At 44.1% G+C, this 23,490-nt stretch carries 22 protein-coding genes and 1 other annotated feature; of the genes, 4 read left to right on the plus strand and 18 right to left on the minus strand.

The window, feature by feature from the left end; translation table 11 throughout:
- Window positions 1-15 precede the first annotated feature (15 nt).
- From deoA to AACQ79_RS06800, 7 genes are all read right to left on the minus strand, one after another.
- Window positions 16-1,377 (minus strand): thymidine phosphorylase, encoded by a 1,362-nt coding sequence (deoA, locus tag AACQ79_RS06770; RefSeq protein ID WP_170898856.1) that lies wholly within the window; start codon window positions 1,375-1,377, stop codon window positions 16-18.
- 95 nt (window positions 1,378-1,472) lie between these two features.
- Window positions 1,473-2,249: a deoxyribose-phosphate aldolase gene (gene deoC / locus AACQ79_RS06775; protein ID WP_013856124.1), complete on the minus strand. Its 777-nt coding sequence runs from the start codon at window positions 2,247-2,249 to the stop codon at window positions 1,473-1,475.
- Window positions 2,250-2,895: 646 nt separating this feature from the next.
- Entirely contained in the window at window positions 2,896-4,155 is a 1,260-nt protein-coding gene (locus AACQ79_RS06780) for a NupC/NupG family nucleoside CNT transporter (protein WP_017043062.1), read from the minus strand.
- A gap of 208 nt (window positions 4,156-4,363) precedes the next feature.
- A complete protein-coding gene (locus AACQ79_RS06785; RefSeq protein ID WP_170898858.1) occupies window positions 4,364-5,152 on the minus strand; it encodes a TatD family hydrolase in 789 nt (262 codons plus the stop codon).
- Window positions 5,139-5,276, minus strand: coding sequence for a DUF5363 family protein (locus tag AACQ79_RS06790; protein WP_013856121.1), 138 nt, complete (start codon window positions 5,274-5,276; stop codon window positions 5,139-5,141). Before AACQ79_RS06790 ends, AACQ79_RS06785 begins: the two co-directional genes overlap by 14 nt.
- 16 nt (window positions 5,277-5,292) lie before the next feature.
- Window positions 5,293-6,066 (minus strand): peroxide stress protein YaaA, encoded by a 774-nt coding sequence (yaaA, locus tag AACQ79_RS06795; RefSeq protein ID WP_088729133.1) that lies wholly within the window; start codon window positions 6,064-6,066, stop codon window positions 5,293-5,295.
- Window positions 6,067-6,175: 109 nt separating this feature from the next.
- Window positions 6,176-7,600 (minus strand): alanine/glycine:cation symporter family protein, encoded by a 1,425-nt coding sequence (locus AACQ79_RS06800; protein ID WP_013856119.1) that lies wholly within the window; start codon window positions 7,598-7,600, stop codon window positions 6,176-6,178.
- 710 nt (window positions 7,601-8,310) lie between these two features.
- On the opposite strand from AACQ79_RS06800, the gene AACQ79_RS06805 reads away from it, so the two are divergent.
- Entirely contained in the window at window positions 8,311-8,490 is a 180-nt protein-coding gene (locus AACQ79_RS06805; protein WP_010318284.1) for a DUF3545 family protein, read from the plus strand.
- A 51-nt stretch (window positions 8,491-8,541) separates the two neighbouring features.
- On the opposite strand, the gene AACQ79_RS06810 is transcribed toward AACQ79_RS06805, so the two are convergent.
- From AACQ79_RS06810 to nfo, 3 genes are all read right to left on the minus strand, one after another.
- Window positions 8,542-9,093: a hemerythrin domain-containing protein gene (locus AACQ79_RS06810; protein WP_017047477.1), complete on the minus strand. Its 552-nt coding sequence runs from the start codon at window positions 9,091-9,093 to the stop codon at window positions 8,542-8,544.
- Between the two features lie 87 nt (window positions 9,094-9,180).
- Complete coding sequence (ung, locus tag AACQ79_RS06815) at window positions 9,181-9,861, minus strand: uracil-DNA glycosylase (RefSeq protein ID WP_170898860.1); 681 nt, start codon at window positions 9,859-9,861, stop codon at window positions 9,181-9,183.
- Window positions 9,862-10,132: 271 nt separating this feature from the next.
- Window positions 10,133-11,050, minus strand: coding sequence for a deoxyribonuclease IV (nfo, locus tag AACQ79_RS06820; RefSeq protein ID WP_019282352.1), 918 nt, complete (start codon window positions 11,048-11,050; stop codon window positions 10,133-10,135).
- A 298-nt stretch (window positions 11,051-11,348) separates the two neighbouring features.
- On the opposite strand from nfo, the gene grcA reads away from it, so the two are divergent.
- Complete coding sequence (gene grcA / locus AACQ79_RS06825; protein ID WP_026027385.1) at window positions 11,349-11,726, plus strand: autonomous glycyl radical cofactor GrcA; 378 nt, start codon at window positions 11,349-11,351, stop codon at window positions 11,724-11,726.
- 109 nt (window positions 11,727-11,835) lie between these two features.
- Here the strand turns inward: grcA and thrC are convergent, their stop codons facing one another.
- The 4 genes from thrC to thrL form a co-directional block, all read right to left on the minus strand.
- Window positions 11,836-13,119 (minus strand): threonine synthase, encoded by a 1,284-nt coding sequence (gene thrC, locus AACQ79_RS06830; RefSeq protein ID WP_017047475.1) that lies wholly within the window; start codon window positions 13,117-13,119, stop codon window positions 11,836-11,838.
- Complete coding sequence (gene thrB, locus AACQ79_RS06835) at window positions 13,116-14,072, minus strand: homoserine kinase (RefSeq protein WP_026027386.1); 957 nt, start codon at window positions 14,070-14,072, stop codon at window positions 13,116-13,118. Before thrB ends, thrC begins: the two co-directional genes overlap by 4 nt.
- Before the next feature lie 18 nt (window positions 14,073-14,090).
- Window positions 14,091-16,550 carry a bifunctional aspartate kinase/homoserine dehydrogenase I gene (thrA, locus tag AACQ79_RS06840; protein ID WP_170898862.1) on the minus strand — a complete coding sequence of 820 codons (2,460 nt, stop codon included), beginning with the start codon at window positions 16,548-16,550 and terminating at the stop codon, window positions 14,091-14,093.
- Between the two features lie 29 nt (window positions 16,551-16,579).
- Window positions 16,580-16,697 (minus strand) — a sequence feature (Thr leader region).
- Window positions 16,635-16,712 (minus strand): thr operon leader peptide, encoded by a 78-nt coding sequence (thrL, locus tag AACQ79_RS06845; protein ID WP_100208354.1) that lies wholly within the window; start codon window positions 16,710-16,712, stop codon window positions 16,635-16,637. (Overlaps the previous feature by 63 nt.)
- Before the next feature lie 281 nt (window positions 16,713-16,993).
- On the opposite strand from thrL, the gene AACQ79_RS06850 reads away from it, so the two are divergent.
- Window positions 16,994-17,458 (plus strand): hypothetical protein, encoded by a 465-nt coding sequence (locus AACQ79_RS06850; RefSeq protein WP_081244957.1) that lies wholly within the window; start codon window positions 16,994-16,996, stop codon window positions 17,456-17,458.
- Here the strand turns inward: AACQ79_RS06850 and AACQ79_RS06855 are convergent.
- The gene (locus AACQ79_RS06855; protein ID WP_010318275.1) at window positions 17,455-17,940 is read right to left on the minus strand and encodes a putative 4-hydroxy-4-methyl-2-oxoglutarate aldolase; all 486 of its coding nucleotides are present in this window, start codon (window positions 17,938-17,940) and stop codon (window positions 17,455-17,457) included. The two genes, AACQ79_RS06850 and AACQ79_RS06855, sit on opposite strands and share 4 nt — an antisense overlap.
- 697 nt (window positions 17,941-18,637) lie before the next feature.
- On the opposite strand from AACQ79_RS06855, the gene arcA reads away from it, so the two are divergent.
- Window positions 18,638-19,354: a two-component system response regulator ArcA gene (arcA, locus tag AACQ79_RS06860; protein ID WP_013856108.1), complete on the plus strand. Its 717-nt coding sequence runs from the start codon at window positions 18,638-18,640 to the stop codon at window positions 19,352-19,354.
- Between the two features lie 92 nt (window positions 19,355-19,446).
- Here the strand turns inward: arcA and AACQ79_RS06865 are convergent, their stop codons facing one another.
- From AACQ79_RS06865 to AACQ79_RS06875, 3 genes are all read right to left on the minus strand, one after another.
- A complete protein-coding gene (locus AACQ79_RS06865) occupies window positions 19,447-19,893 on the minus strand; it encodes a hypothetical protein (RefSeq protein ID WP_013856107.1) in 447 nt (148 codons plus the stop codon).
- Window positions 19,894-19,897: 4 nt separating this feature from the next.
- On the minus strand, window positions 19,898-22,237 hold the full coding sequence (arcB, locus tag AACQ79_RS06870; protein ID WP_170898864.1) for an aerobic respiration two-component sensor histidine kinase ArcB: 2,340 nt from the start codon (window positions 22,235-22,237) through the stop codon (window positions 19,898-19,900).
- A 99-nt stretch (window positions 22,238-22,336) separates the two neighbouring features.
- The gene (locus tag AACQ79_RS06875; RefSeq protein WP_115339268.1) at window positions 22,337-23,272 is read right to left on the minus strand and encodes a TIGR01212 family radical SAM protein; all 936 of its coding nucleotides are present in this window, start codon (window positions 23,270-23,272) and stop codon (window positions 22,337-22,339) included.
- Between the last annotated feature and the right edge of the window lie 218 nt (window positions 23,273-23,490).

The following is a 23,490-nucleotide window of genomic DNA, read 5'->3' on the forward strand; positions in this document are numbered from 1 at the left end:
CTCCAACCGATATTTTTATACGTCTTCTGCGCGAATTTGGCCGTAGACATCGGGTGTTGGTGTGTATTCTCCGCCAATTTGAATGGCGCTTTGTAATGCTTTGGCCGCTTGTTGCCATTGCGCTTCATTACGCGCATGGATCACCGCCAACGGCTTGCTGCTATCGGCAACGTCACCTAGGCGAATAAATTGGTCAAACCCAACCGCGTAATCAATAGTGTCAGTTGCGACGCGACGTCCACCGCCCATCTCCACCACGGCCATGCCAATCGCGCGAGTATCCATTGCCGATACGACGCCACTTTCTAGAGCGTAAACGGGCTTAACCAGCTCGGTTTTTTCAAGATAGTGATCGTAATTTTCAACAAAATCAGCGGGGCCGCCTAACCCTTTGACCATTTTGCCAAAGCATTCAGCCGCTTTTCCGTTATTAAGAACGGCCATCAGTTTCGCACGAGCATCACTGCTGTCTTTTGCTAAATTGCCTAATAACAACATTTCAACGCAAGAGGCCAAGGTAATTTCCAGTAAGCGAGGATTGCGATATTCACCAGTTAAAAAGCGTACCGCTTCACGCACTTCAAGGGCATTGCCTGCCGAAGAGGCCAGCACTTGGTTCATATCCGTTAAAATAGCCGTGGTTTTCGTACCGGCGCCGTTAGCCACTGCGACGATAGATTTAGCCAACTCTTCAGAAGCTTCGTAAGTCGGCATAAATGCGCCAGAACCGACTTTGACATCCATCACCAAGGAATCTAACCCAGCGGCTAATTTTTTAGAAAGAATCGAGGCGGTGATGAGTGAAATATTGTCGACCGTTGCGGTAATGTCACGTGTGGCGTATACGCGTTTATCCGCTGGCGCGAGATCACCCGTTTGGCCGATGATAGCAACGCCCGCTTCTTTGGTTACTTGACCAAATACGTCATTACTTGGCGTGATGTTATAACCGGGAATCGACTCCAATTTATCCAGCGTGCCGCCCGTATGACCAAGGCCACGCCCTGAAATCATAGGAACAAAACCACCGCAGGCTGCGACCATGGGACCAAGCATCAGCGAAGTAACATCGCCCACACCGCCAGTTGAGTGTTTATCAACGATAGGGCCACCGAAGTTCATCGCATCCCAGTTGATCACCATCCCAGAATCACGCATAGCGCACGTCAGTGCAATGCGCTCTGGCATAGTCATTTCATTGAAGAAAATCGTCATGGCAAAGGCCGCAATTTGGCCTTCGGAGACGGTATTATTCGCCACACCTTGAATAAAAAAGTTAATTTCTTCGGTGGTGAGGATCTCGCCGTCACGCTTTTTACGAATGATTTCTTGAGGTAAAAAAGTTTGAGTTGAATACATTAGTTGCCTCCCAAGCATGATGCTTTGGTCAGTAAGGTAAAGAGGTAATCGGGAGCTGATGGCTCAGCTCCACGAGTCAGACTTATTATTATCAGTCCTACTTCAGCGCATAATTAATACGCAGCTGGATCGGCTTTTTGGTCTGTTACTTCTAATGTATTCAAAAGATTGGTTAGCAGGCTTGAGGCCCCAAAACGGTAGTGCATGCTGTCGGCCCAATCTGCGCCAAGTAGCTCATCAGCCATCGCGAGATACAATGCAGCATCTTGCGCTGTGCGTACACCGCCCGCAGGTTTAAAGCCTACAGTTTTGGCAACGCCCATATCGCGAATCACTTCTAGCATCATACGTGCGTATTCTGGTGTTGCATTCACAGGGACTTTGCCCGTTGAGGTTTTGATGAAATCAGCGCCCGCTTCAATACAGATTTGAGACGCTTTTTTGATTAATGCTTCTTCTTTTAGCTCACCAGTTTCGATGATCACTTTAAGCAGAATGTCACCACACGCGGCTTTGCATTGCTTAACAAGATCAAAACCGACTTGCTCATTACCGGCGATTAATGCGCGGTAAGGGAACACAACGTCGACTTCATCAGCACCGTACGCAACAGCGGCTTTAGTTTCCGCAACGGCAATCTCAATATCATCATTACCGTGTGGGAAGTTGGTAACGGTTGCGATACGAATCTCTGGCGTGCCTTGCTCACGAAGTGTCTTCTTCGCAATAGGAATAAAGCGAGGGTAAATACAAATTGCAGCGGTATTACCTACAGCCGTTTTGGCATCATGACAAAGGGCAATCACTTTCGCATCCGTGTCATCATCGTTTAGCGTAGTCAAATCCATCAATTTCAGTGCACGTAGTGCGGCTGCTTTTAAATCGCTCATTTCTATCTCCGATCAATATATTCAAATAGTTCACTAGTAAACCACGCTCAGTGTTGAGAGCGAGATGGCTTGCTAGCCACAAATGAACGGACTTGGTTCCTTGAAGACTCGAAATGCACTTGCATTTCAATTGCTATCCCTGTCACCGCACAGTACCAATTTGGCCTATGGCACAACCATGATATGCCGCTTATTTGCACTCATCGCCGTGTCTAACGTATATCCGTGTGTAACTTATACCCGTATCTAATTTATATCAAAGCAACACGACATGATAAAACGGGCTGCCTTTGCGTCAAATCATACTCCATGTATTGATTGGCGCTAGCTGATATCTTCACTCTTCTATTGAAAATGAATCTCACTGATACAGTATAGATTTTCACTACAAAACTGTAGCGTCATTCATAGAGCAAACGGTTTGTATCTCAAAAAAGATCAGCGTCAACGATAATCTCGTTTACCGATAAACTCTGATCTATCCATTAAAAGCTAACTTATAAAAGAGAGCTTGAGGTGATAAACACTGACCACCCGACTAAAGAGTGAATCACAGTATTCCTTTCGCCAAAACAAAAAAGCCCCGCAGCAATCTCTTGCTACGGGGCGATGTTAAACGGCGTCTATATCTCTTTCTCTTGTTTAATTAGAAAGAAAGGAAGAAGCCAGCAATGGTTGCTGCCATTAAGTTAGACAGTGTACCAGCACAAACGGCTTTTACACCCATCTTCGCGATATCGTGACGACGGTTAGGAGCAAGACCACCTAAACCACCGAGTAGAATCGCAACAGAAGAAAGGTTGGCAAAGCCACACAGTGCAAATGAGATGATAGCTTGAGTTTTCTCAGACATCACTGCACCAGTAGCAGCAACGATCTGTGCGTTATCACCCACGTAAGGTACGAAGTTTAGATAAGCAACAAATTCGTTTACAACCAGTTTTTGACCGATGAAAGAGCCCGCTAGCGTCGCTTCTTCCCATGGCACACCAATCAGGAATGCTAATGGAGAGAAAAGCCAACCAAGCAGTAGTTCTAGAGTCAGTTCAGGCATACCGAACCAACCACCCACACCACCAAGCATACCGTTAACTAACGCGATTAGACCAACGAAGGCAAGTAGCATTGCACCTACGTTTAGCGCAAGTTGCAGACCAACAGAAGCACCACCTGCAGCAGCATCGATTACGTTGGCAGGTTTATCATTGCCATCCATATCGCTACCCAGTTCTTCATCTGGAGTATCGGTTTCTGGTTTGATGATTTTTGCAAACAGTAGACCACCCGGTGCTGCCATGAAAGAGGCCGCAACAAGGTACTCTAGCGGCACACCCATCGATGCGTAACCAGCAAGTACACCACCCGCAACTGAAGCCAAACCACCACACATTACTGCAAACAGCTCAGATTGAGTCATTTTAGGTACAAACGGACGAACCACGAGTGGCGCTTCTGTTTGACCTACGAAAATGTTGGCTGCAGCAGACATCGATTCCGCACGAGAGGTACCGAGTGCTTTTTGTAAACCACCACCTAGAATCTTAATTACCCATTGCATAACGCCAATGTAGTAAAGCACAGAGATAAGTGCCGAGAAGAAGATTAGAGTAGGTAGAACTTGGAAAGCAAAGATGAAGCCAATACCGTCAACTGAAAAGTTAACTAGGCTGCCGAATAGAAAACCAGTACCGTCTTTACCGAAGTCGATGACGTTTTGAACACCCGCAGAGAAACCTGCAAGGAGATCACGACCCCATGGTACGTAAAGAACGAAACCACCGATAATAAATTGGATAGCAAAAGCGCCACCCACTGTTCTTAGATTGATAGCTTTGCGGTTATCAGACAGTAGAACTGCAAGTCCTAGCAGAACTGCCATACCGACTAGGCTCATAAACAGGCTCATAGTTTATGATTTCCTTATTAGGTTATTGTTGGCGTGTTATAAAATGGAGCTCATGAAGCGGGGTGATTATACTCATCACCACTAAGATAAAGTAATGCCAGCCTCACACTTTCTTATAAGATTCACTGCCCATTCACTCATTTATGTGAGCACGTTCAATATTTACTGATACTAGAATCATTAAACCTACATTTCATTTCGAATTTATTCACACCGGAAAGAACAGAGAATGGCTGTTTTTCCACAAAACATCAGCAACCGTTTGCTCTGATTGGTTCTTCAGCAACGCAAGCGTTTGTAGGATAATCGGCAGTTTTTGTGGGTGATTCGCTTGCCCTTGAAAACCATTGAGTGGCATATCAGGAGCATCCGTTTCTAGCACTAAACTTTCGATGGGGAGTGCCGCAATAGTAAGACGGGTTTTGTTGGCTCTTGGATAGGTAATAACACCACCCACGCCAATCTTAAAACCCAGTTCAATAAACTGGTTTGCCTGTTGAACGCTGCCAGAAAAAGCATGCAGCACTCCACCTTGGCTAAATTGATGTTTTTTTAACAGTTGTATAAGGCGGTTGTGCGCTTTGCGGCTGTGTAATATCAATGGAAGTCTGGCTCGTTTCGCAAGCTCTAGTTGCATTTCAAACATTGTTTCTTGCAAAACGGGAGCAATATCCGTCGTAAAATCTAAGCCACACTCCCCCAGAGCCACGCATTGAGCTGGTTTTTGAAGTAACTTTTGCTCAAGCTCGTCGATATCCGCAGGGGAAGAGGTTGATAAAAAACAGGGATGGAAACCGAGAGCAAAGTAGAGTTCAGGATAACCGTTAGCAAGCTCGGCCACTCGCTGCCAGTTACTTGGACCAACCGCGGGAATCACTATTTTCTCAACCCCTTGCTGGCGAGCTAAGTGTAAATGGTGTTCAAACTCACGCTCAAAGATAGAAAAATCGAGATGGCAATGCGTATCAAATAAACGCAGCTTCTTATTCTCGCTCACGTTCTTTACTCTGAACAGGATCTTGACGATAAGGAACACAGCTACGTTTTTTATCTGGTGTTAAACCCATGTTCTCACACCAGCGATCATAACGTGCAACCTGCTTTTTCAACCACTGCCACATAACCGCCTCTCTTACATCACTGCTCTTCGCGTTTAAAGACCAACTCAGTTGCTGATGACTCCTGTTCTACAAAATAGTAGCCAGCACTGTCAAACTGAGCCAATTGCTCTACAGAAGAGATTTGTTTATCGATAATGTAGCGCGCCATCATGCCACGAGCCTTCTTAGCATAGAAGCTAATGACTTTGTATTGCCCTTTCTTACAATCCTTAAATACCGGAGTAATGATGCTCCCCTTAAGCTTTTTCGGATTAACCGCTTTAAAATACTCGTTGGAAGCGAGATTAATCAACACATCATCGCCTTGCTCTTTCAGAGCTTGATTGAGTTTATCGGTAATGATATCCCCCCAAAACTGGTACAGGTTAGTCCCCCTCGGGTTACCCAATCTCGTGCCCATCTCCAAACGGTACGGTTGCATCAGATCCAGTGGTTTCAATACACCATACAAGCCAGAGAGCATTCTTAAATGCTGTTGTGTATGTTCAAATCCGGCATCCGATAATGTTTCTGCTTCAAATCCTGTATAAACATCCCCTTTAAACGCCAAAATGGCAGGACGTGCATTATCCAACGTGAAGGTTGGGCTCCACTGCGCAAAGCGAGCCACGTTGAGCCCAGCGATTTTATCGCTCACTTTCATCAACGCTGAGATGTCGGCAGGAGTCAATTGACGACAAACATCGATCAACTGAGCTGAATGGTCAATAAGCTCCGGCTGAGTATATTTGCTTGTCACCAACGGGGATTCGTAATCTAACGTCTTGGCTGGGGAAACAACAATGAGCATAATTTTCCTTCCTTTCTATTCTTATTTTATGGCTCACAGAGTACAAAAAAAGCCATGCGGTGTCTGCATGGCTTTTTCAATCTATTTAATCGTCAGTAACGATAACAGGCTATTTGTTGTTGTACCAAATGCCATCTTCCAACTGAGATTTTAACTCAGGGTAATCATTAGCATCGAAGGTGGGAACCTTACCTGCGGCTAGCTGACGGTTATAATCTTTCGCGAGCTTAATCACAATGCCAGAGAGCAGAATGATCGCCACCAAGTTAACAATCGCCATTAACCCCATCGAGACATCCGCCATTGCCCATACGGTAGGCAAGGTCGCCAATGAGCCAAACATCACCATGGCAAGGAAAACAATACGGAACAACGTTAACCCTTTCTTATTGTTGTGCTCTAAGAAAATCAGGTTCGTTTCGGCATAAGAGTAGTTGGCAATAATTGAAGTAAAGGCGAAGAAGAAAATCGCAAAAGCAACAAAAATCCCACCCCAACTGCCCACTTGTGAGCTTAATGCGCGCTGAGTCAGCTCGATACCGGTAATTTCACCGTGCGGTACATATTCACCCGACATCAAAATAATGGCGACGGTTGCTGAACAGATCACAATCGTATCAATAAAAACACCCAACATTTGCACGTAACCTTGAGAAGCAGGATGCGGCGGATAAGGCGTTGCAGAAGCCGCTGCATTAGGTGCTGAACCCATACCAGCTTCATTGGAAAACAGACCGCGTTTGATGCCGTTAATCATGGCTTGAGCAATCGCGTAACCTAAACCGCCTGCGGCCGCTTCTTGAAGGCCAAATGCACTTTTGAAAATAAGGCTTAATACGGCTGGTAGCTTTTCTATATTAGTGACCATGACAAACATCGCAATCGCTAAGTAAGCTAATGCCATGAAAGGTACAATCAACTCAGCGGTACGCGCAATTTTACGGATACCACCAAAAATGACGAAAGCCGAAATTGCAACGATGAAGATACCGACATACAGCGGATCAAATCCAAAAGCATTTTTCATAGCTCCTGCAATTGAGTTAGCTTGAACGGCATTGAATACTAGGCCAAAAGCAATAATCAGGAAGATGGAAAACAGGACACCCATCCAACGCATACCAAGGCCTTTTTCCATATAGTACGCAGGGCCACCGCGGTAGTTACCATCTTTGTCACGGGTTTTGTATAGCTGAGCCAACGTGCTTTCAGCAAATGAAGTCGCCATACCAAGCATAGCAATCAACCACATCCAGAAAATCGCGCCTGGACCACCCGCCGTTAAAGCAACGGCTACACCGGCCATGTTTCCCGTACCAACACGCGCAGCAAGGCTAGTACAAAGTGCTTGGAAAGAAGAAATACCGGCTTTATCTGCTTTGCGGCTGTTTTTCAACACACTAAACATGTGGCCGAAATGGCGAAATTGAATGAATCCTAGGCGAACGGTGAAGTACACACCAACACCGACTAAAAGATAAACAAGGATGGATCCCCAAAGTAAATCATTCATTAAATTGATTAAGTCTGTCACAAGAACCTCTCATAGAGTGATAGCGCTGACCTAAGCGAAAAGCTTCACGAAAAAATGCACATGCTGCGAGTCAACGTTCTAACCAGCATGTTTTTATCGATATTATGCAATGCATTTTATTCGTCCAAAAAGTGAGGAGTCTCAACTTTTGAAGGGGCAACGTATTTTTGACGGGCGGATAATGCAACCTGAAAGAACAAAAATCAATATGCAACAAGTTTAGTTAAAATGTTATTTTTCACTATAAAATCACCTTTGATTAACATTTAACAAACCAATACAGCAACAGCCTGGCAACCAAAACAACCCAAACTGGAAACATTGAAAGATAAAAAACAACCATAAAAACCCAGTTGCACTCACTTAATCTCACCCCTTGAGAATAAAGGGCTAATCAGTTTCACCACTAAATCTTGCATAAATTTATGATAATTTTTTATTGAATGGTCATAAAACAACCAACCAGGCAATTGTAAATTTTCAAAACAACATTTATTTAACATTTCAAAATGCAAATAAAATCGTTTGCGTCGCTTAACCGCTCCCTTTTTGTACTAAAGAATCCCTCTGAAACTGTGAAATTCTGGTCAAAATCCAATAAAAGGTTCATCAAAAGGAAACAAATGAGAAACAAATCATAGCTAGGCTAGCGAAAACTGTGCTATCTAGAGAGCACGACATGGCGTAATAACAACAACAAGAGGTTGCTTATGGAAAGCTTGCAATTTGACGAAATGTTGGAAATGGAAATCACAAAACTCCGCTCTAGTCGCACTAAACCAGTCAAAAGAATGTGGCGAGAAATTGAAGCGATTCAGGATCAAAAACGGTTACAAAGAGAATTGATGGAAATGGATGTCTGCTTCGAGGCTGATCAAATAAAACTCTGAGTAAAAAGGCACTTCAACAGTGCCTTTTTTGTTTAACTGAATCAGCAGAGATTACTGGCACTCTTGTGCGGTTTGTCGAACTCGGTGAGCTAATTGTTGGTACTGCTCCGCAATTGTCTCACCAAATACTGGATCATCTTCGGATTGTTGCCAGCTCGCCTCCACCGCTTGCCAATCAGTCACATTAAAGGTGCGGCTGATCAAAGGTAAAACCGATTGTTCTTCTAACTCCAGATGACGCTTCTGGGAAGAAATAAATGCATCAAGCTGCTCGATGAACACGTGCTGTGGTACAACAGCATCTTGCAAAATCATATCGACAATCTCTAGAAAAGCATGAGTTTTCTCAGAAAGTTCTACATGTTCTCTCGCTAAATTTTGAATATCATTATGTTGACCATAATGATCAATATAATAGTGATAGAGAATATCTTCTTTGGGGTGGTGTACTGACTCTGAATGCGTCGCCAAGTAGTCAATAATCTCTCTCACTAAAGAGTAGTTGATACTTTGTTCATTACTCAATTGCCGTTGTTTATCTCGCAAAATGGCAAGCAAACGCGCCATATACCCGTGTTCTCTACGGATCCTTTCAATCATCATTGTGCTTCTCCATTACACTTATTTTAGATAAGTGTATAAAAGCTTCAGCGTGCTTGTTTTGACCCTGCTCGAAAAAACATCAATTAATCACTTATCCAATACGGGTTGCCAATTCACAGGCGCTTTCCCCTGATCAATAAGTAATTGATTAGTCTTTGAAAAATGTTTACAGCCCCAAAAGCCTCGATGCGCAGAAAGAGGAGAAGGATGCGGTGCTACTAATACATGATGTTTACTGCGATCAATCATGCTGCCTTTCTTCTGCGCGTGTGAACCCCACAACAGGAAAACAACACCTTCACGCTGCTGATTTACCGCCTCAATCACCCGGTCGGTAAAGGTTTCCCAACCAGTATTAGCGTGCGAATGCGCCATACCTTGTTCAACAGTCAATACGGTATTGAGCAATAGCACCCCTTGCTCGGCCCAACTTTTTAGGTAACCGTGCTGAGGAGTAACAAAACCGGGGATATCTTGCACCAGCTCTTTGTAGATATTCACCAGTGAAGGTGGGGTTTTAACGCCGGGTAACACCGAAAAACATAACCCATGAGCTTGATTTGGCCCGTGATAAGGATCTTGCCCTAAAATCACAACCTTAACATCGCCAAATTCGGTAAAACGAAACGCATTAAACACGTCAGCAGCAGGTGGATAAATCACTTTCCCCGCCAGCCTTTCCTTTTCAACAAACGCTATCGTCTGTTGAAAATACTCCTGCTGTTTTTCATGGCCGATAACATCGTGCCAAGTCAATGATTGAGTCATAACAACGCTCTGCAAATTAACTAATTACCGCATTGTAACCATAAAAAGCCACCACTGCATGAGTCAATGTCACAGAGCTTTTGCCAGTTAATGTGATTTTTGTGGCGTTCGAGTATGCCCTTGACCGTTCACATGTCGGTTAGGTATAGGCAATCGGACTGGTGGTCGAGCTATTGATGGTGAACGTGAGATCATATGAAACATAGTGACATCCTCCTTCATTTTGACGCGGCTATGCCTTTGTCTTTATGAAAGAAAGATGCCAACTTATTTAAGATGCTACTGAATCTACCGATTGTGCGTGTAGATCTCTTAATGTTTGAATTTCTTGGGCCCAAATGTCTGGATCGATTGTTTCTAAAATCAATGGGATACCATCAAACCTTGCATCTTTGGCAATAAATTCAAAGCATGGCCAACCAATTTCGCCTTGCCCTAGAGAATGATGGCGGTCAACACGGCTGGCAAACTTTGCCTTTGAGTCGTTGATGTGCATTGCACGTAAGTAGTGCATTCCCACCACGCTATCAAACTCTGAAAAGGTTGCCTCGCACGCCTCAACTGTGCGCAAATCATAACCTGCAGTAAAAGTATGACACGTGTCAAGGCACACACCTACTCGCGATTTATCCTCAACTTGCTGGATAATTTCGGCTAAATGTTCGAAACGCCAGCCTAGATTCGTCCCCTGCCCTGCGGTGTTTTCAATCACAGCAACGACCTCAGGCACGGCTTGATGTGCAAGGTTTATCGATTCTGCAATCGTCGCAAGACATTCACTTTCTGAGACTTGTTTAAGGTGACTACCCGGATGAAAATTCAGAAGCGTCAGCCCCAGTTGCTGGCAACGTTGCATTTCATCAATAAAAGCTTCGCGTGACTTAGCAAGCTTATCGGCTTCTGGCGCGCCCAGATTAATAAGGTATGAATCATGCGGCAAAATGTGTTCACTTTTAAAACCAAGCATGTGGCAGTTAGCCTTAAAAGCGCGAATGGTTGCCTCTTCGAGCGGTTTAGCAACCCACTGGCGCTGGTTTTTAGTGAATAAAGCAAATGCATTTGCTCCAATTTCTCTCGCTCTCAATGGGGCTTGGTCAACGCCGCCAGAGGCCGATACATGAGCACCAATAAATTTCATTCCACGGCCCTGAATTCTATTTGTCATTAAATCACTTTGTACTTTCAACATTGGACTTCAATTGTCTGATTTTCTGTTACTTAGGTCAAACACGCGCTAAAAATGTAGTAAAATTACAACAAAAAAATAAATAAAAAATATTTTATGTATTAAAAAAAAGTAGAACTCATTGTTTTTAAATGCTTTATTGATTTAAATCAATAAAATAAACCCCATATTATCAATGTTTATCGTTGTTTTTTGACCTAAATCAATATTAATTTTAAGGATATTAGCTATATAATAACCAACTCAACAAAGTTAGAAAATAAACACCAATAACGCCACTTAAGTGGACTAGGAGATAGTGATGATTCAAGGCATTCAAATTACAAAAGCAGCAAACGACAACCTACTAAATTCTATCTGGTTACTCGATAATGAAAAGAATGAAGCACGTTGCGTTGCCGCTAACGCAGGCTACCAAGCAGATCAAGTTATCGCGGTCAGCGACCTTGGTGAGTATGAAAGCCGTGAAGTTGCGATTGAAACAGCACCTCGCATCGAAGGCGGTCAGCACCTAAATGTGAACGTTCTTAAGCGTGAAACTCTTGAAGATGCCGTTGCACACCCTGAGAAGTATCCGCAACTGACGATTCGTGTTTCTGGTTACGCTGTTCGTTTCAACTCATTGACTCAAGAACAGCAACGTGACGTTATCGCACGTACTTTCACTGAGACGCTATAATCATAGCGTTGATGAGAATATTCATATCCAAAAATGGCGCTCAATGAGCGCCATTTTTATCGTTAGAGGAATATCATCCTGACTTCAATAAGATGAAATCAGGATCTCTTTAAGGCTGAACGCGTCTTAACACCGTTTTTAGAGCGTCAAAATCATTGTCTAACTCTTCAGAAAGCAACGTCATCACTGCATGTTTTGCAAGAGGGGCTGGTAATTCAATGTCAGTGCCTAGCACATCGTCAACGACTTCTTTAAATTTGGCAGGGTGCGCAGTACACAAAAATAGCCCCGTTTCTCCCGCTTGTAACTGCTCATCCAAAACTCGATACGCAATGGCACCATGCGGTTCACACAAATAACCTTGCGCGTAAAGTTCACGAACTGAATCCGCACTTTGTGCATCAGATACCGCACCTTTACCTAAGGTATCTAGCCCCCAGCCCTTTAAGCGACAAAGCTCTTCGATGCGCGGCCAGTTGTTCGGCTGACTCACATCCATCGCATTCGATGTGGTCGCGACCGTGGGTTTTGGATCCCATTGACCCGTTTCTAAGTAACGAGGAACCGTATCATTGGCATTGGTTGCCGCGATAAAACGCTTGATAGGTAAGCCCAATGCTTTTGCCAACAGACCAGCGGTTAGGTTGCCAAAGTTGCCACTCGGTACGGAGATGACTAAGTTTTCACGCTGCGCTTTACTTAATTGTGATGCGGCCTCAAAGTAGTAGCAAATTTGTGCCATTAAACGGCTGATATTGATTGAATTTGCAGAGTTTAAACCGATCTCTTGGCGAAGCTTGGCGTCATCAAAAGCCTGCTTAACTAACGCTTGGCAAGCATCAAAGTCACCATTTATCGCGACAGTGTGAATATTGTTGCCCAGAGTGCAGAAGAGTTTTTCCTGTAACGGGCTGATCTTACCTTTAGGGTAAAGTATCACGACCTTGATGTCGGGCATTCCATAAAAGGCATGAGCCACCGCAGCGCCAGTATCACCAGAAGTCGCGGTTAAAATGGTGATCTGTCCACCATTTGAAACGGCGGCCAGTGACTGCGCCATAAAGCGACCACCAAAATCTTTAAATGCCAGCGTTGGACCGTGGAAAAGCTCTAGAGCATAAATGCCGTCTTTCACTTGCTTAATCGGTGCTGGAAACTGAAAAGCCGCATCAACCATCGCATTCACTTGCTCTGCTGGTAATTCATCACCAATCAAGGCGCTGAGAATTTTTGTACTACGAGAGATAAAATCTTCGGCTAGTAACGCGTCAATATCTTCAAACTGAGGCAACTCTGCTGGGAAAAATAGCCCTTGATTGCGTCCTAATCCTTGGCGTACGGCTTGGCCAAAAGAGACTTGTTCATCATTTTCTTTTATGTTGTAAAGCTTCATAGAGCACTTCCTGTAACGGTCGAGCCATTTTTGTCTAAGCGACAAATATGGACGAATCCTTCTTCATTTTGTACATAATGTTGTTCAAGCCAACGAGCAACTCGCTCGGCAACCTCTTTTTCTTTGCAAATACTGAACAGTGTTGGGCCACTGCCGGAAATGCCAGTGGTAAGCGCTCCGGCTGATGCAGCGTATTTACGCGCATCCGAAAAGCCGGGCAGAAGTTTCTCACGATACGGTTCAGCAATCACGTCTTTGATCAGTTTAGCCGCTAGCTCAGGCTGACCTGAGTGACAAGCATGAATGAAACCTGCAAGATGACGTCCATGCGCAATGATGTCCTGTCGACGATATTGTGAAGGTAAGATCGCTCGCGCTTCGGCTGTGGAAACTTTAATCCCAGGATACGCCATCACCCAATACCAATCGTCAAAACAAGGCACTTCTTGGCTGATGATACCTAGCTCTTCAAGCATCAATTGCACGCCGCCTAAGTAGCAGGGGGCAACGTTATCATAATGTATACCGCCTGAAATTTTACCTTCCATTTCGCCCATCAGCGCTAAAAGCTCAGTCTGATTAAGTGGGTTACCGTGAAACTGGTTCAACGCATCTAAAGCTGCAACAATTGAACAAGCACTGGAACCTAAGCCTGAACCAATCGGCATATTTTTTTCTAACGTCATTTGCAACGGCTTTACTGCAATGCTCTTTTTTTCAAGCTCTCTGGCAAAAACAAGCCAGCAATCGTAAACAATATTCTGCTTTGGATCTTCTGGCAGCTTGTCGACAAAGCGACCTGCTGTTTCGAGTACAAAAGGTTCGCTGCCCGCTTTAACTTCAACACGATCCCCCAATAAACTGCCATCAATTGGCGACACAGCCGCCCCTAAAACATCAAACCCAACGCTCACATTACCAATTGAAGCTGGGGCATACACCACCACACTCATGTCACTTGAACTCATCAATTAAACCCCTAACTTCCAACCTAAGGTGCGCATCACATCAGAGAACACCCCTGCTGCTGTTACTTCTGTACCCGCCCCATAACCACGCAACACCAATGGAATCGGTTGGTAATAACGGCTATAAAACGCCAGTGCATTCTCACCATCTTTGACTTTAAACATTGGGTCATTTTCATCGACCACTGCAATTTTCACCTTGCATTGGCCTTCTGATATTTCACCAACATAACGTAATACCTTACCTTCGACTGCTGCCTTAGTGAATAACTCTTGGAAATAAGCATCAGCCTGCGGCAAGCGCGCCATAAACTCTTCAACTGTACCCGAAATATCGAAACCCGGCGGCAAAGCAAGATCGACTTTTACGTCATCCAGCTCTAAAGGCATTCCCGCCTCACGAGCTAAAATTAACAGCTTGCGAGCCACATCCATTCCCGACAGATCATCACGAGGGTCAGGCTCAGTAAAACCTTTGTCTTTAGCTAGCTGCGTAGCTTGACTAAGAGTCATACCTTCATCCAGCTTGCCGAAAATAAACGAAAGAGAGCCAGATAAAATACCGCTGAATTTTTCCAACTCATCACCAGCAGCAATGAGATTTTGCAAGTTTTCAATCACAGGTAAACCAGCACCAACCGTCGTTTCGTACATCAGTTTACGGCGCGAGTTGCGCGCCACTTCACGCAGCTGGTGATAGTAGGCCATGCTTGCGGTATTGGCTTTTTTATTAGGCGTCACAACATGAAAACCCGCAGCCAGAAATTCGGCGTACTGGTTGGCAATCACTTCACTGGAAGTACAATCAACTAAGACAGGGTTAATGATATGGTTACGCTGCACCAGAGAGATAAGCCTTGCGAGGCTAAATTCTTCACTCGCGCTATGCATTCGATCACGCCAATGCTCCAGCGGCAGGCCTTCGCTATCCAGCAATAGTGCCTTACTATTCGCAAGGCCACACACTCGAATCACAATTCCTTTATCGGCTAGTTTGGCTTGCTGACGATGAATTTGGTCAACTAATTCGCCTCCGACACCGCCAACACCGACCACAAACACATCCAAGAAATGCTTAGAATTGAAGAGATTTTCATGACAAGCCTTGATCGCTTCTGAAATTTTATCTTCTGGAATCACCGCCGAAATAGCTCGCTCGGAAGAGCCTTGTGCAATGGCAACAATATTGACGTGAACTTCAGCCAGCGATGAGAAAAATTGAGAAGCCACTCCGCGCGAAGTGCGCATGCCGTCACCAACCAGAGTGACAATCGCAACGTCATCCATAAACTCGACAGGCTCAAGTAGGCCATCTTTTAATTCCAGTTCAAACGCTTCCGATAATGCTCTTTTGGCAAGGGCTTTATCTTGCGCCTCAATGCAGAAACTGATGCTGTATTCTGAAGAGGATTGCGTAATCAGCACAATAGAAACGCCTGCGGCAGACATCGCGCCAAACACACGGCTAGCCATGCCGACCATGCCTTTCATGCCAGGGCCGGAGACGTTGACCATAGTCAAATTATTGAGTGTAGTAATACCTTTGATAGCAAGCTTATCTTCACCTGTATCTTGACCAATCAGCGTACCTGCGCCTTGAGGGTTAAAACTGTTTTTGATAAGACACGGAATATGAAATTGTGCAATCGGTGCAATGGTTTTGGGATGTAACACTGACGCGCCAAAATACGAAAGCTCCATCGCTTCTTGGTAGCTGAGTGATTTTAATAAACGAGCATCCGCAACCAAACGTGGGTCACAGTTATAAACGCCATCGACATCGGTCCAAATCTCACAACAATCTGCACGTAAACATGCCGCAAGCACAGCCGCAGAATAATCCGAGCCATTACGGCCTAGACAGACCAATTCACCCTTTTCATTACCAGCCGTGAAACCCGGCATAATGTTAACATGCGCTTGCGGAAGTGGATTTTGCTTGAAATTTTGCGTGGAGATCTCAACATCGACCATTGCCTCAAGGTACTCACCTTTAGCAAAAAGATATTGTACTGGGTCAATCAATGCAGCCGCTTGTCCTTTTGCTTCAAGTACCGCTTTCATCAGTTGGATAGAGACTCGCTCACCTTTACTGATAATGCGCGCATTGACGTTGTCTGGGCACATACCGAGTAAATTAATGCCGTGTACAAATTGACGCAGCTGAGACAGTGACGTTTTTACTTGATTGTCAAAAGCGGCCGAATCCACATTAGGTAATTGTGCTTTGATGCCAGCGAGTAGATCGAAAAATGAGAATTCAAGCTCCGCTATTTGGCGTTCTACTTCGCCATTACGCAAAGCACTCTCAATAACTGCCACTAATTTATTGGTGGTTTTTCCTGGTGCAGAGAGCACAACGGCGACTTCTTCTTGCTGTACATTGTTAACGATGATATCTGCCGCCCTTAAAAAACGATCAGCATCGGCTAACGATGAACCTCCAAACTTAAATACTCGCATCCCTTCCTCCAAAACAGTTCAAATTGGTATAAAAAAAGGCCTGTATCTGGTGGGATACAGGCCTTTTTTGTAAAAACTTTTCGCTCAGCGGCCCGCCCCAACATGTGTCATGTCGGTAATAATAATGGTGGTTGTCATTACTACTAGGCTGCGCTGTAACATAGAAAAATTTAAATACTCGTGTGTTTAATTGCCTTTACGTTTACCTTACTTCGTCATCATTAGTCAACGAAAATCTGCTATTTTTTATAGTCATTCCGAATTAATCAAATTTAAAACCACCACACAAATAAGATACTTATTGCACGTTAAGCACAACCATTTTACACATAAGCAAATAACAAAATGCTATATACATAACGCTGTCATCGTGTGAAATTTGTGCTTTAATTGTTGTTACCGCAGTGGACGCAGTAACTCAAAACAAGAATAAGGAGAGGTAGATGAAACTAAAAGTCGCACTATGTTTATTTCTGCTTGTTTCTTTATCTAGCATGGCCAATACCTTACCTGCACTTCCTTCTTCACAGAGCCAATCTCCACATCGCTTATTTCTTTCAAGCGAAAGTGATGGTCAACAATTTGATAGTTGGACTATTGATGGCGGTTATTCTTATAACCTTTTTGACAATTTAGATCTGTACATTGGAGCGAGGATAAATAATTCCGACTACGGATCCGAAAGTGGTTTTTTAAGTGGCCTCAGCTACCAGCTAACCCCCAAATTATCACTAAAAAGCACCTTGCGTTCAGCCGCCAGTAATCCGAATAATACGAGCAGTGCTGATGCTATGGCGGCGGAGCTATCTAGCCGACTTCAACTGTCAGAAAACGTTGATTTACATGCCACCCTTGATTATCAAGAGTGGCAGCAAGGCGTTCAATTTGGGGTGGGTTTCAGATTCTAGTGCCAGTCTAGCGCTTGAGTTGACGTTAAAACACCATTCCAATCGGCATAAACATAGTCACCCGGCTGAATCATCTGGTTGAGGATAGTCAGCGTCACATTAATTTCGCCTGCACCTCTCTTATCGGTCTTAAGTGGACAACTCGCTAACGCTTTCACGCCTAAATCCATTTGCGATAACGCAGCAACATCGCGTATCGCTCCATAAATGATGACCCCTTCCCAACCGTTTTCAATCGCCATGATCGCCAGTTGGTCACCCAATAACGCTCTTTGACACGAACCGTTACCATCGACGACTAAAACTTTACCTTTACCATTTTGGCTTAATACGTCACGAACTTTAGAGTTATCGTGATAGCAACGTACGGTGACAATTTGCCCCCAAAAAGCACTCCTTAAACCAAAAGTTTGCAAAGGCAAATCCAATATATTGATTTGCGATTCAAATTTATCGCAAATATCTGGTGTGATATCTATCATCCTTCTTCCTTGATTATTGTTTATTATTTTCATCTGACACATTAGACGCGCTGTAAAACCACAGCTCAATGAACCATAATGCCAGATACTTTACTCACCTATTCATACAAACGATGCAAAGAAAAACCCGCTGAGAATGAGCATAACTTGGCGGCCAACTGCATTTAAAAGACTGAATATTCATATTGGTGACATCCATAATAGTGCGATATCCCCCGCTGTAAACGTTGATTTTTTACGCAATTCCCATTTTTTGACAAGTATCGAGTTAACAAGTTCTTTGCTGGTAAATTTCCATATGAGGTAAAGCCCATTGCGCCTAATGCTACCATCCCCAGCGAAAATCCCCAAAAAGCATGCTATTTGCATGGGTAATGTGGTGTAAATTTACAACTGCTTAAGACGATTAATATTTGTTACATTAGAACTCTTGATGTAAATCAACAAAGTGATTGGAATTAACATTCTGCCGTTGTTAGCATGCTGTTAACATTATAGAATCCGCCTTAAAGACTAGTAGAACACCGAGGGTATGGAGACCTCAATGCAAGATATGCCTAAGGACGGCGGGCAACTGAAGTAAGTGTTTTTTTCAAAACTTTAGTTTATTATCGGCAGCAGATTACCTGTATGTTGCAATTTTTTGCCTACAATTAATTCTATTAGCACAATTTTTTCACAAGTTTAGGTACCGCCAATGCAAACCCCGCAGATTCTTATCGTTGAAGATGAGCAAGTAACTCGTAACACTCTTAAGAGTATTTTTGAAGCAGAGGGATACGCTGTTTTTGAGGCCAGTAACGGTGAAGAGATGCACCATGTGCTGTCTGATAACCCCATTAACTTGGTCATTATGGACATCAATTTACCAGGTAAAAATGGCCTTCTGTTAGCTCGTGAGCTTCGTGAACAGGCTAATGTTGCACTGATGTTTTTGACTGGTCGTGATAATGAAGTTGATAAAATCCTCGGTTTAGAGATCGGGGCTGATGACTACATCACCAAACCATTTAACCCACGTGAACTGACGATTCGTGCTCGTAATCTTCTAGGTCGTTCAATGAATACCAATACGACTCAAGAAGAGAAACGCAGTGTGGAAAAATATGAGTTCAACGGTTGGGTATTGGATATCAATAGCCGCTCTTTAGTGAATCCGGATGGTGAAGGCTACAAGCTTCCTCGCTCAGAATTCCGCGCTTTACTGCACTTCTGTGAGAACCCAGGAAAAATCCAAACTCGCGCAGATTTGCTTAAAAAGATGACTGGCCGTGAATTGAAACCACACGACAGAACAGTAGATGTGACGATTCGTCGTATCCGTAAACACTTTGAATCAGTATCAGGTACGCCAGAGATCATCGCCACAATTCATGGCGAAGGCTACCGCTTCTGTGGTGATCTAGAAGACTAAGCGTCTACCCCCAGATAGTTAGAAGCCCTTTAACCTCAGGTTAAAGGGCTTTTTTCATGGCTGACTACTGCGCGTGGAGCCGTTCTATAAATCTAATAGACTTTGTCGATGAAGACGCTCTTTTCGATAAGCCACTGCGCTGTTGTACCATCGCTCAATTGCAAAGCTACATTAACGGGCTTATCCACATTAAGCTGCATCGGCCATTCAAACACAACTTCCCATTGATCTTCACTTTGAGTCCGTAAATCTAACGATTCACTGCCCACCAGCCAATTTTTATCCCTTTGCTGGACCATCAACGCGTCAATCGTTAAATTGGCAGGTAATATTGCCGACGAATCCAATCTTAATGTCCCATGCACAAGAGGTATTTCGCTCTCATTAGCTGTAGGCATTTGATTGATCCAAAGGTTACTTTTCAACCCAATGGTGATATTTGATATCACGGCACTGCTGTCCTGCAGCCAATTCACTTGCGGTGAACTACAGCCAGATAGTAGCGCCATGACTAATGAAGCCAACCCGATTTTTTTCATACCATTACCTTTGAGTTAACCATTGTTTCAAGACTTGAATATCGTGTTGATACCCATTTTTAATTTCATCTATCCAGTCACCAATATTTTCCCACCAAGCAGGTAGCTCTGGCGACTGTGCCTTTTGTGCAACGTTTTGAATGTGTTTCAAACCAATTGAACCCGCAGCACCCTTGATTTTGTGTGCTTCTGAAACAATGCCTGCTTGATCTTTTGCTACCATATTGGAATCTAGCACTTCAACATAACTGGGCATCATCTGCTCGAACATTTGGATACTTTCCAGCACAGGTTTCGGACCAACAATATCGATATAAGACTCAAGCATTTCAAGATCGAGCAAATGCGTGTTCAACTCACTGTGTTCTTCTGAGGCAACCTTAAGCTTAGCGTCGGCAAGTTGAAGCGCCTCACTATGGGTGAATTTTGCAATCACCTCTTGAATCGCCAGTACTGACAATGGTTTACTGATCGCGTCATCCATCCCTTTCTCTAGATATTCAGCTTTGTTTTTCAATACGTTGGCGGTCAATGCGACTAATGGCGGAAGGTTATCATAAGTTTCTCGGTAAAACGCAGCGACATCAAACCCGGTCATGTCTGGCAGTTGAATGTCGAGGAAAACCAGATCGTACTCTTGCGGCACAAATTTTTGTTTGGCTTCCTCACCTGTCATAGCGACGGTAACCGTGTGTCCTAAACTTTCTAGCAAAGAACGAGCAACTGTAATATTGAGCTCAATATCTTCAACCATAAAAATGGCTAAACTTTTTTGAGGAACGGGTAACGTGGGTTTGAATTGGGCATCTTGTGCCAAAGGCACACGAATTGAAACGGTGAAAGTGCTACCAAAACCTTCTTCACTGCTCACAGAAATATCACCATCCATCAAGTTGATTAACTGGCGAGATACCGCTAAGCCAATCCCCGTTCCAACAGCGTGTAAATTGTCCTTACCCGATTTAACTTGGTAATACATGGCGAAGATTTTATCGAGCTCAGCCTCTGGTATACCAATGCCTGTATCTTCAACTTCCATGGTAATGTGCGCAAACTTATCCTCAATGTCAGCGCAGACCGTCATGACGACGCCACCTTCTTTGGTAAATTTCATCGCATTGCTTATCAGGTTCCACAACACCTGACGCAGGCGCGTCGCATCCACTTCAATCGCAACAGGTAAATCACTGAGCCGTTCGAGATCAAACCTAAGCCCTTTTTGCTCAGCCATCAACGCCGAGATGCTTTCAATTTCAGCAACAAATTCTTCAAAATTCAACGGTGCTGGCAGTAGCTCTAGTTTCCGGCGGTCAAACTTATCCATATCAATGATATCGTTGAAGATATTACCTAACGTAATGGCACTGACATTAATGGTCTGCATGTACTTACGCTGTTCTGGGGTCATGGGGCTATCGAGCAACATGCGGCTCAAACCAACGATACCGTTGAGTGGTGTGCGCAATTCGTGGCTGATGGTTGAAATAAAGGTGGTTTTATCCCGGCTCGCTTTTTCCAAAGACTCTTGATTGCGTTTACGTTCGGTAATGTCTCGCCCAAAGCCCACCAACCCTAAGTGGCGGCCATCTTTGCTATAAAAAGGGACTTTACGCAGTTCAAAATAGTTTTTGCGGCCATCAGGGTATTCAAGCCACTGCTCATAAGTGATGGCTTGATTGTCAGCAAACACTTTTTCGTCAGTTTCAACGATCTGTTGCGCGACTTCTTTGCTATAGACATCCCACGGAGTTAACCCAACCAACTGATGCTCACGCTTGCCCGTTAGCTCTTCCATCGCTCGGTTGCAGCCAGAAAAAACGCCGTTCGCATTACGGTAGTAAATCAGATCAGGAGAGGCATCGATAAAAGAGCGCAATAAGGCGGTTCTTTCTGCCAATTCAAGCTGCGTTTTTTCGCGTTGATAGACCTCATTTTCTAAATCGGCCATCGCCTCTTCACGCGCTTCCTCTGCCTTAATTCGCTCTTCAATTTCTTGGTTGAGTTTTTCGATATTTTGCTGAAGCTTATAATTGAGCTCTTGATCGCGTGAGCGCATGTCTTTGAGCTTAGAAACCAACTTCGAGAGGCGTTGACGTGACTCTTCTAACTGATCGACCACCACTGAAAGAAAATAGACCGCCCAAGGCGTGATCAATAAACCAAAAAAGACAGAACGAACGATGTCGATATCATCAACATAACCATTGAGCACCAACGTGATACCAACTTGCACCACCACTGCCAAGGCCACTAAAGCGAGCGCAAGAAGAATGGAGAAACGAAGAATGCCCAGTTTGACCAATAGGTCGACATAGTACTGGGCAAGGTTTTTCATGGGTTTCATTAAACACTTCCATGTAATAACAGTGCCACTAGTCTAACGCGTTTAACGTCGATTCGTCAGCCAAGTTAATCACAAGGATTTGCGAAATTGCTTGAATCTTTAGCTGTTTGGAAGCGTATAGACAAACGGTCGACTTAAGCGTGAGCCTTGTGCTCCACCTTGATTAAGTGCTCGACCTATTTCGGTCATCGCAAGCCAACGATTTTCACACCACAGTGGCGCAAGCAGGGTCGGCCGCCGGGCGGCTGACGAGACTCGGTGATAAATGATCTCAGGTGGCGTCATTTGAATCAATTCACTCGCAATGGAAACATACTCTTCTAACGTTGGCGCTTGTAATTTTCCTGCTCGCCACGCTTTGGCCATCGTACTGCCTTCAACAATATGCAACCCATGTAACTTGATACCATCAGTGCCTACCGTTAAGACTTGCTTTAAGGTTTGAAGATTATCGGTACGCGTTTCTTTAGGTAGCCCCACAATGAGATGCGTGCATACTTTGATCCCCAAGGCTCGAGCGCGCTCAGTGATCAACGCATAACATTCAAAATCATGACCACGGTTGATCCGTTTGAGTGTTTGATTATTGGCGGTTTGCAAACCCAGTTCGAGCCAAATTTCAAAACCTTGTCGCACATAATCGGCCAATAAATCGAGCACAGCATCGGGTACACAATCAGGCCGAGTGCCAACGCATAACCCAACAATGTCAGCCGATTGAAGCGCTTGCTGATACATATTTTTCAACACCTGCACTTCTGCATAGGTACTGGTATAAGCTTGAAAATACGCGAGATATTTTTTGGCACGTTTGATTTCACCAGCGCGTTCTGTCAATTGCTGCTCAATACTTTGGGCTTGTGTTTCTTCATCAGCAAAAGAGGCGACATTACAGAAGGTGCAACCACCTCGCCCAATCGTGCCATCTCGATTCGGACAGCTAAAACCACCATGCAGGGTCAGCTTGTGAACTTTTTCGCCATAACGGCGCTGCAGATCTTGGCCGATCGTGTTAACCAGTTGATGTAATTGCATTGAAGAAATACCGCTTATAGATAGTAATGAATCTCAGTTAGATTTATGTAACTAAATTACATCCCTGCAAAATAAATTCACAAAGAGTAGCCGTATCAAACACTCTCCTACCTAACAAAAATCAATAAACATTCATAAAAACAGCGTTATTTGCTTAATGTTGCACTAATGTTAAACAGTGCATGCATTTTTAACGAAAAAAATGGGCGACTAAAATG

This window comes from Vibrio sp. 3-2(1), from assembly GCF_963887575.1.
In the GTDB taxonomy this organism is placed as follows: domain Bacteria; phylum Pseudomonadota; class Gammaproteobacteria; order Enterobacterales; family Vibrionaceae; genus Vibrio; species Vibrio anguillarum.

What these genes read in the sequence shown, in the direction of transcription:
- arcA (WP_013856108.1), top strand. Translation starts at nt 18,638, where the DNA reads ATGCAAACCCCGCAGATTCTTATCGTTGAAGATGAGCAAGTAACTCGT.
- AACQ79_RS06810 (WP_017047477.1), bottom strand. Translation starts at nt 9,093, where the DNA reads ATGATGATTGAAAGGATCCGTAGAGAACACGGGTATATGGCGCGTTTG.
- grcA (WP_026027385.1), top strand. Translation starts at nt 11,349, where the DNA reads ATGATTCAAGGCATTCAAATTACAAAAGCAGCAAACGACAACCTACTA.
- AACQ79_RS06875 (WP_115339268.1), bottom strand. Translation starts at nt 23,272, where the DNA reads ATGCAATTACATCAACTGGTTAACACGATCGGCCAAGATCTGCAGCGC.
- thrC (WP_017047475.1), bottom strand. Translation starts at nt 13,119, where the DNA reads ATGAAGCTTTACAACATAAAAGAAAATGATGAACAAGTCTCTTTTGGC.
- ung (WP_170898860.1), bottom strand. Translation starts at nt 9,861, where the DNA reads ATGACTCAATCATTGACTTGGCACGATGTTATCGGCCATGAAAAACAG.
- thrL (WP_100208354.1), bottom strand. Translation starts at nt 16,712, where the DNA reads ATGTTACAGCGCAGCCTAGTAGTAATGACAACCACCATTATTATTACC.
- AACQ79_RS06805 (WP_010318284.1), top strand. Translation starts at nt 8,311, where the DNA reads ATGGAAAGCTTGCAATTTGACGAAATGTTGGAAATGGAAATCACAAAA.
- deoA (WP_170898856.1), bottom strand. Translation starts at nt 1,377, where the DNA reads ATGCTTGGGAGGCAACTAATGTATTCAACTCAAACTTTTTTACCTCAA.
- thrB (WP_026027386.1), bottom strand. Translation starts at nt 14,072, where the DNA reads ATGAGTGTGGTGGTGTATGCCCCAGCTTCAATTGGTAATGTGAGCGTT.
- nfo (WP_019282352.1), bottom strand. Translation starts at nt 11,050, where the DNA reads ATGTTGAAAGTACAAAGTGATTTAATGACAAATAGAATTCAGGGCCGT.
- AACQ79_RS06865 (WP_013856107.1), bottom strand. Translation starts at nt 19,893, where the DNA reads ATGAAAAAAATCGGGTTGGCTTCATTAGTCATGGCGCTACTATCTGGC.
- AACQ79_RS06780 (WP_017043062.1), bottom strand. Translation starts at nt 4,155, where the DNA reads ATGAGCCTGTTTATGAGCCTAGTCGGTATGGCAGTTCTGCTAGGACTT.
- AACQ79_RS06855 (WP_010318275.1), bottom strand. Translation starts at nt 17,940, where the DNA reads ATGATAGATATCACACCAGATATTTGCGATAAATTTGAATCGCAAATC.
- deoC (WP_013856124.1), bottom strand. Translation starts at nt 2,249, where the DNA reads ATGAGCGATTTAAAAGCAGCCGCACTACGTGCACTGAAATTGATGGAT.
- arcB (WP_170898864.1), bottom strand. Translation starts at nt 22,237, where the DNA reads ATGAAACCCATGAAAAACCTTGCCCAGTACTATGTCGACCTATTGGTC.
- AACQ79_RS06850 (WP_081244957.1), top strand. Translation starts at nt 16,994, where the DNA reads ATGAAACTAAAAGTCGCACTATGTTTATTTCTGCTTGTTTCTTTATCT.
- thrA (WP_170898862.1), bottom strand. Translation starts at nt 16,550, where the DNA reads ATGCGAGTATTTAAGTTTGGAGGTTCATCGTTAGCCGATGCTGATCGT.
- yaaA (WP_088729133.1), bottom strand. Translation starts at nt 6,066, where the DNA reads ATGCTCATTGTTGTTTCCCCAGCCAAGACGTTAGATTACGAATCCCCG.
- AACQ79_RS06790 (WP_013856121.1), bottom strand. Translation starts at nt 5,276, where the DNA reads ATGTGGCAGTGGTTGAAAAAGCAGGTTGCACGTTATGATCGCTGGTGT.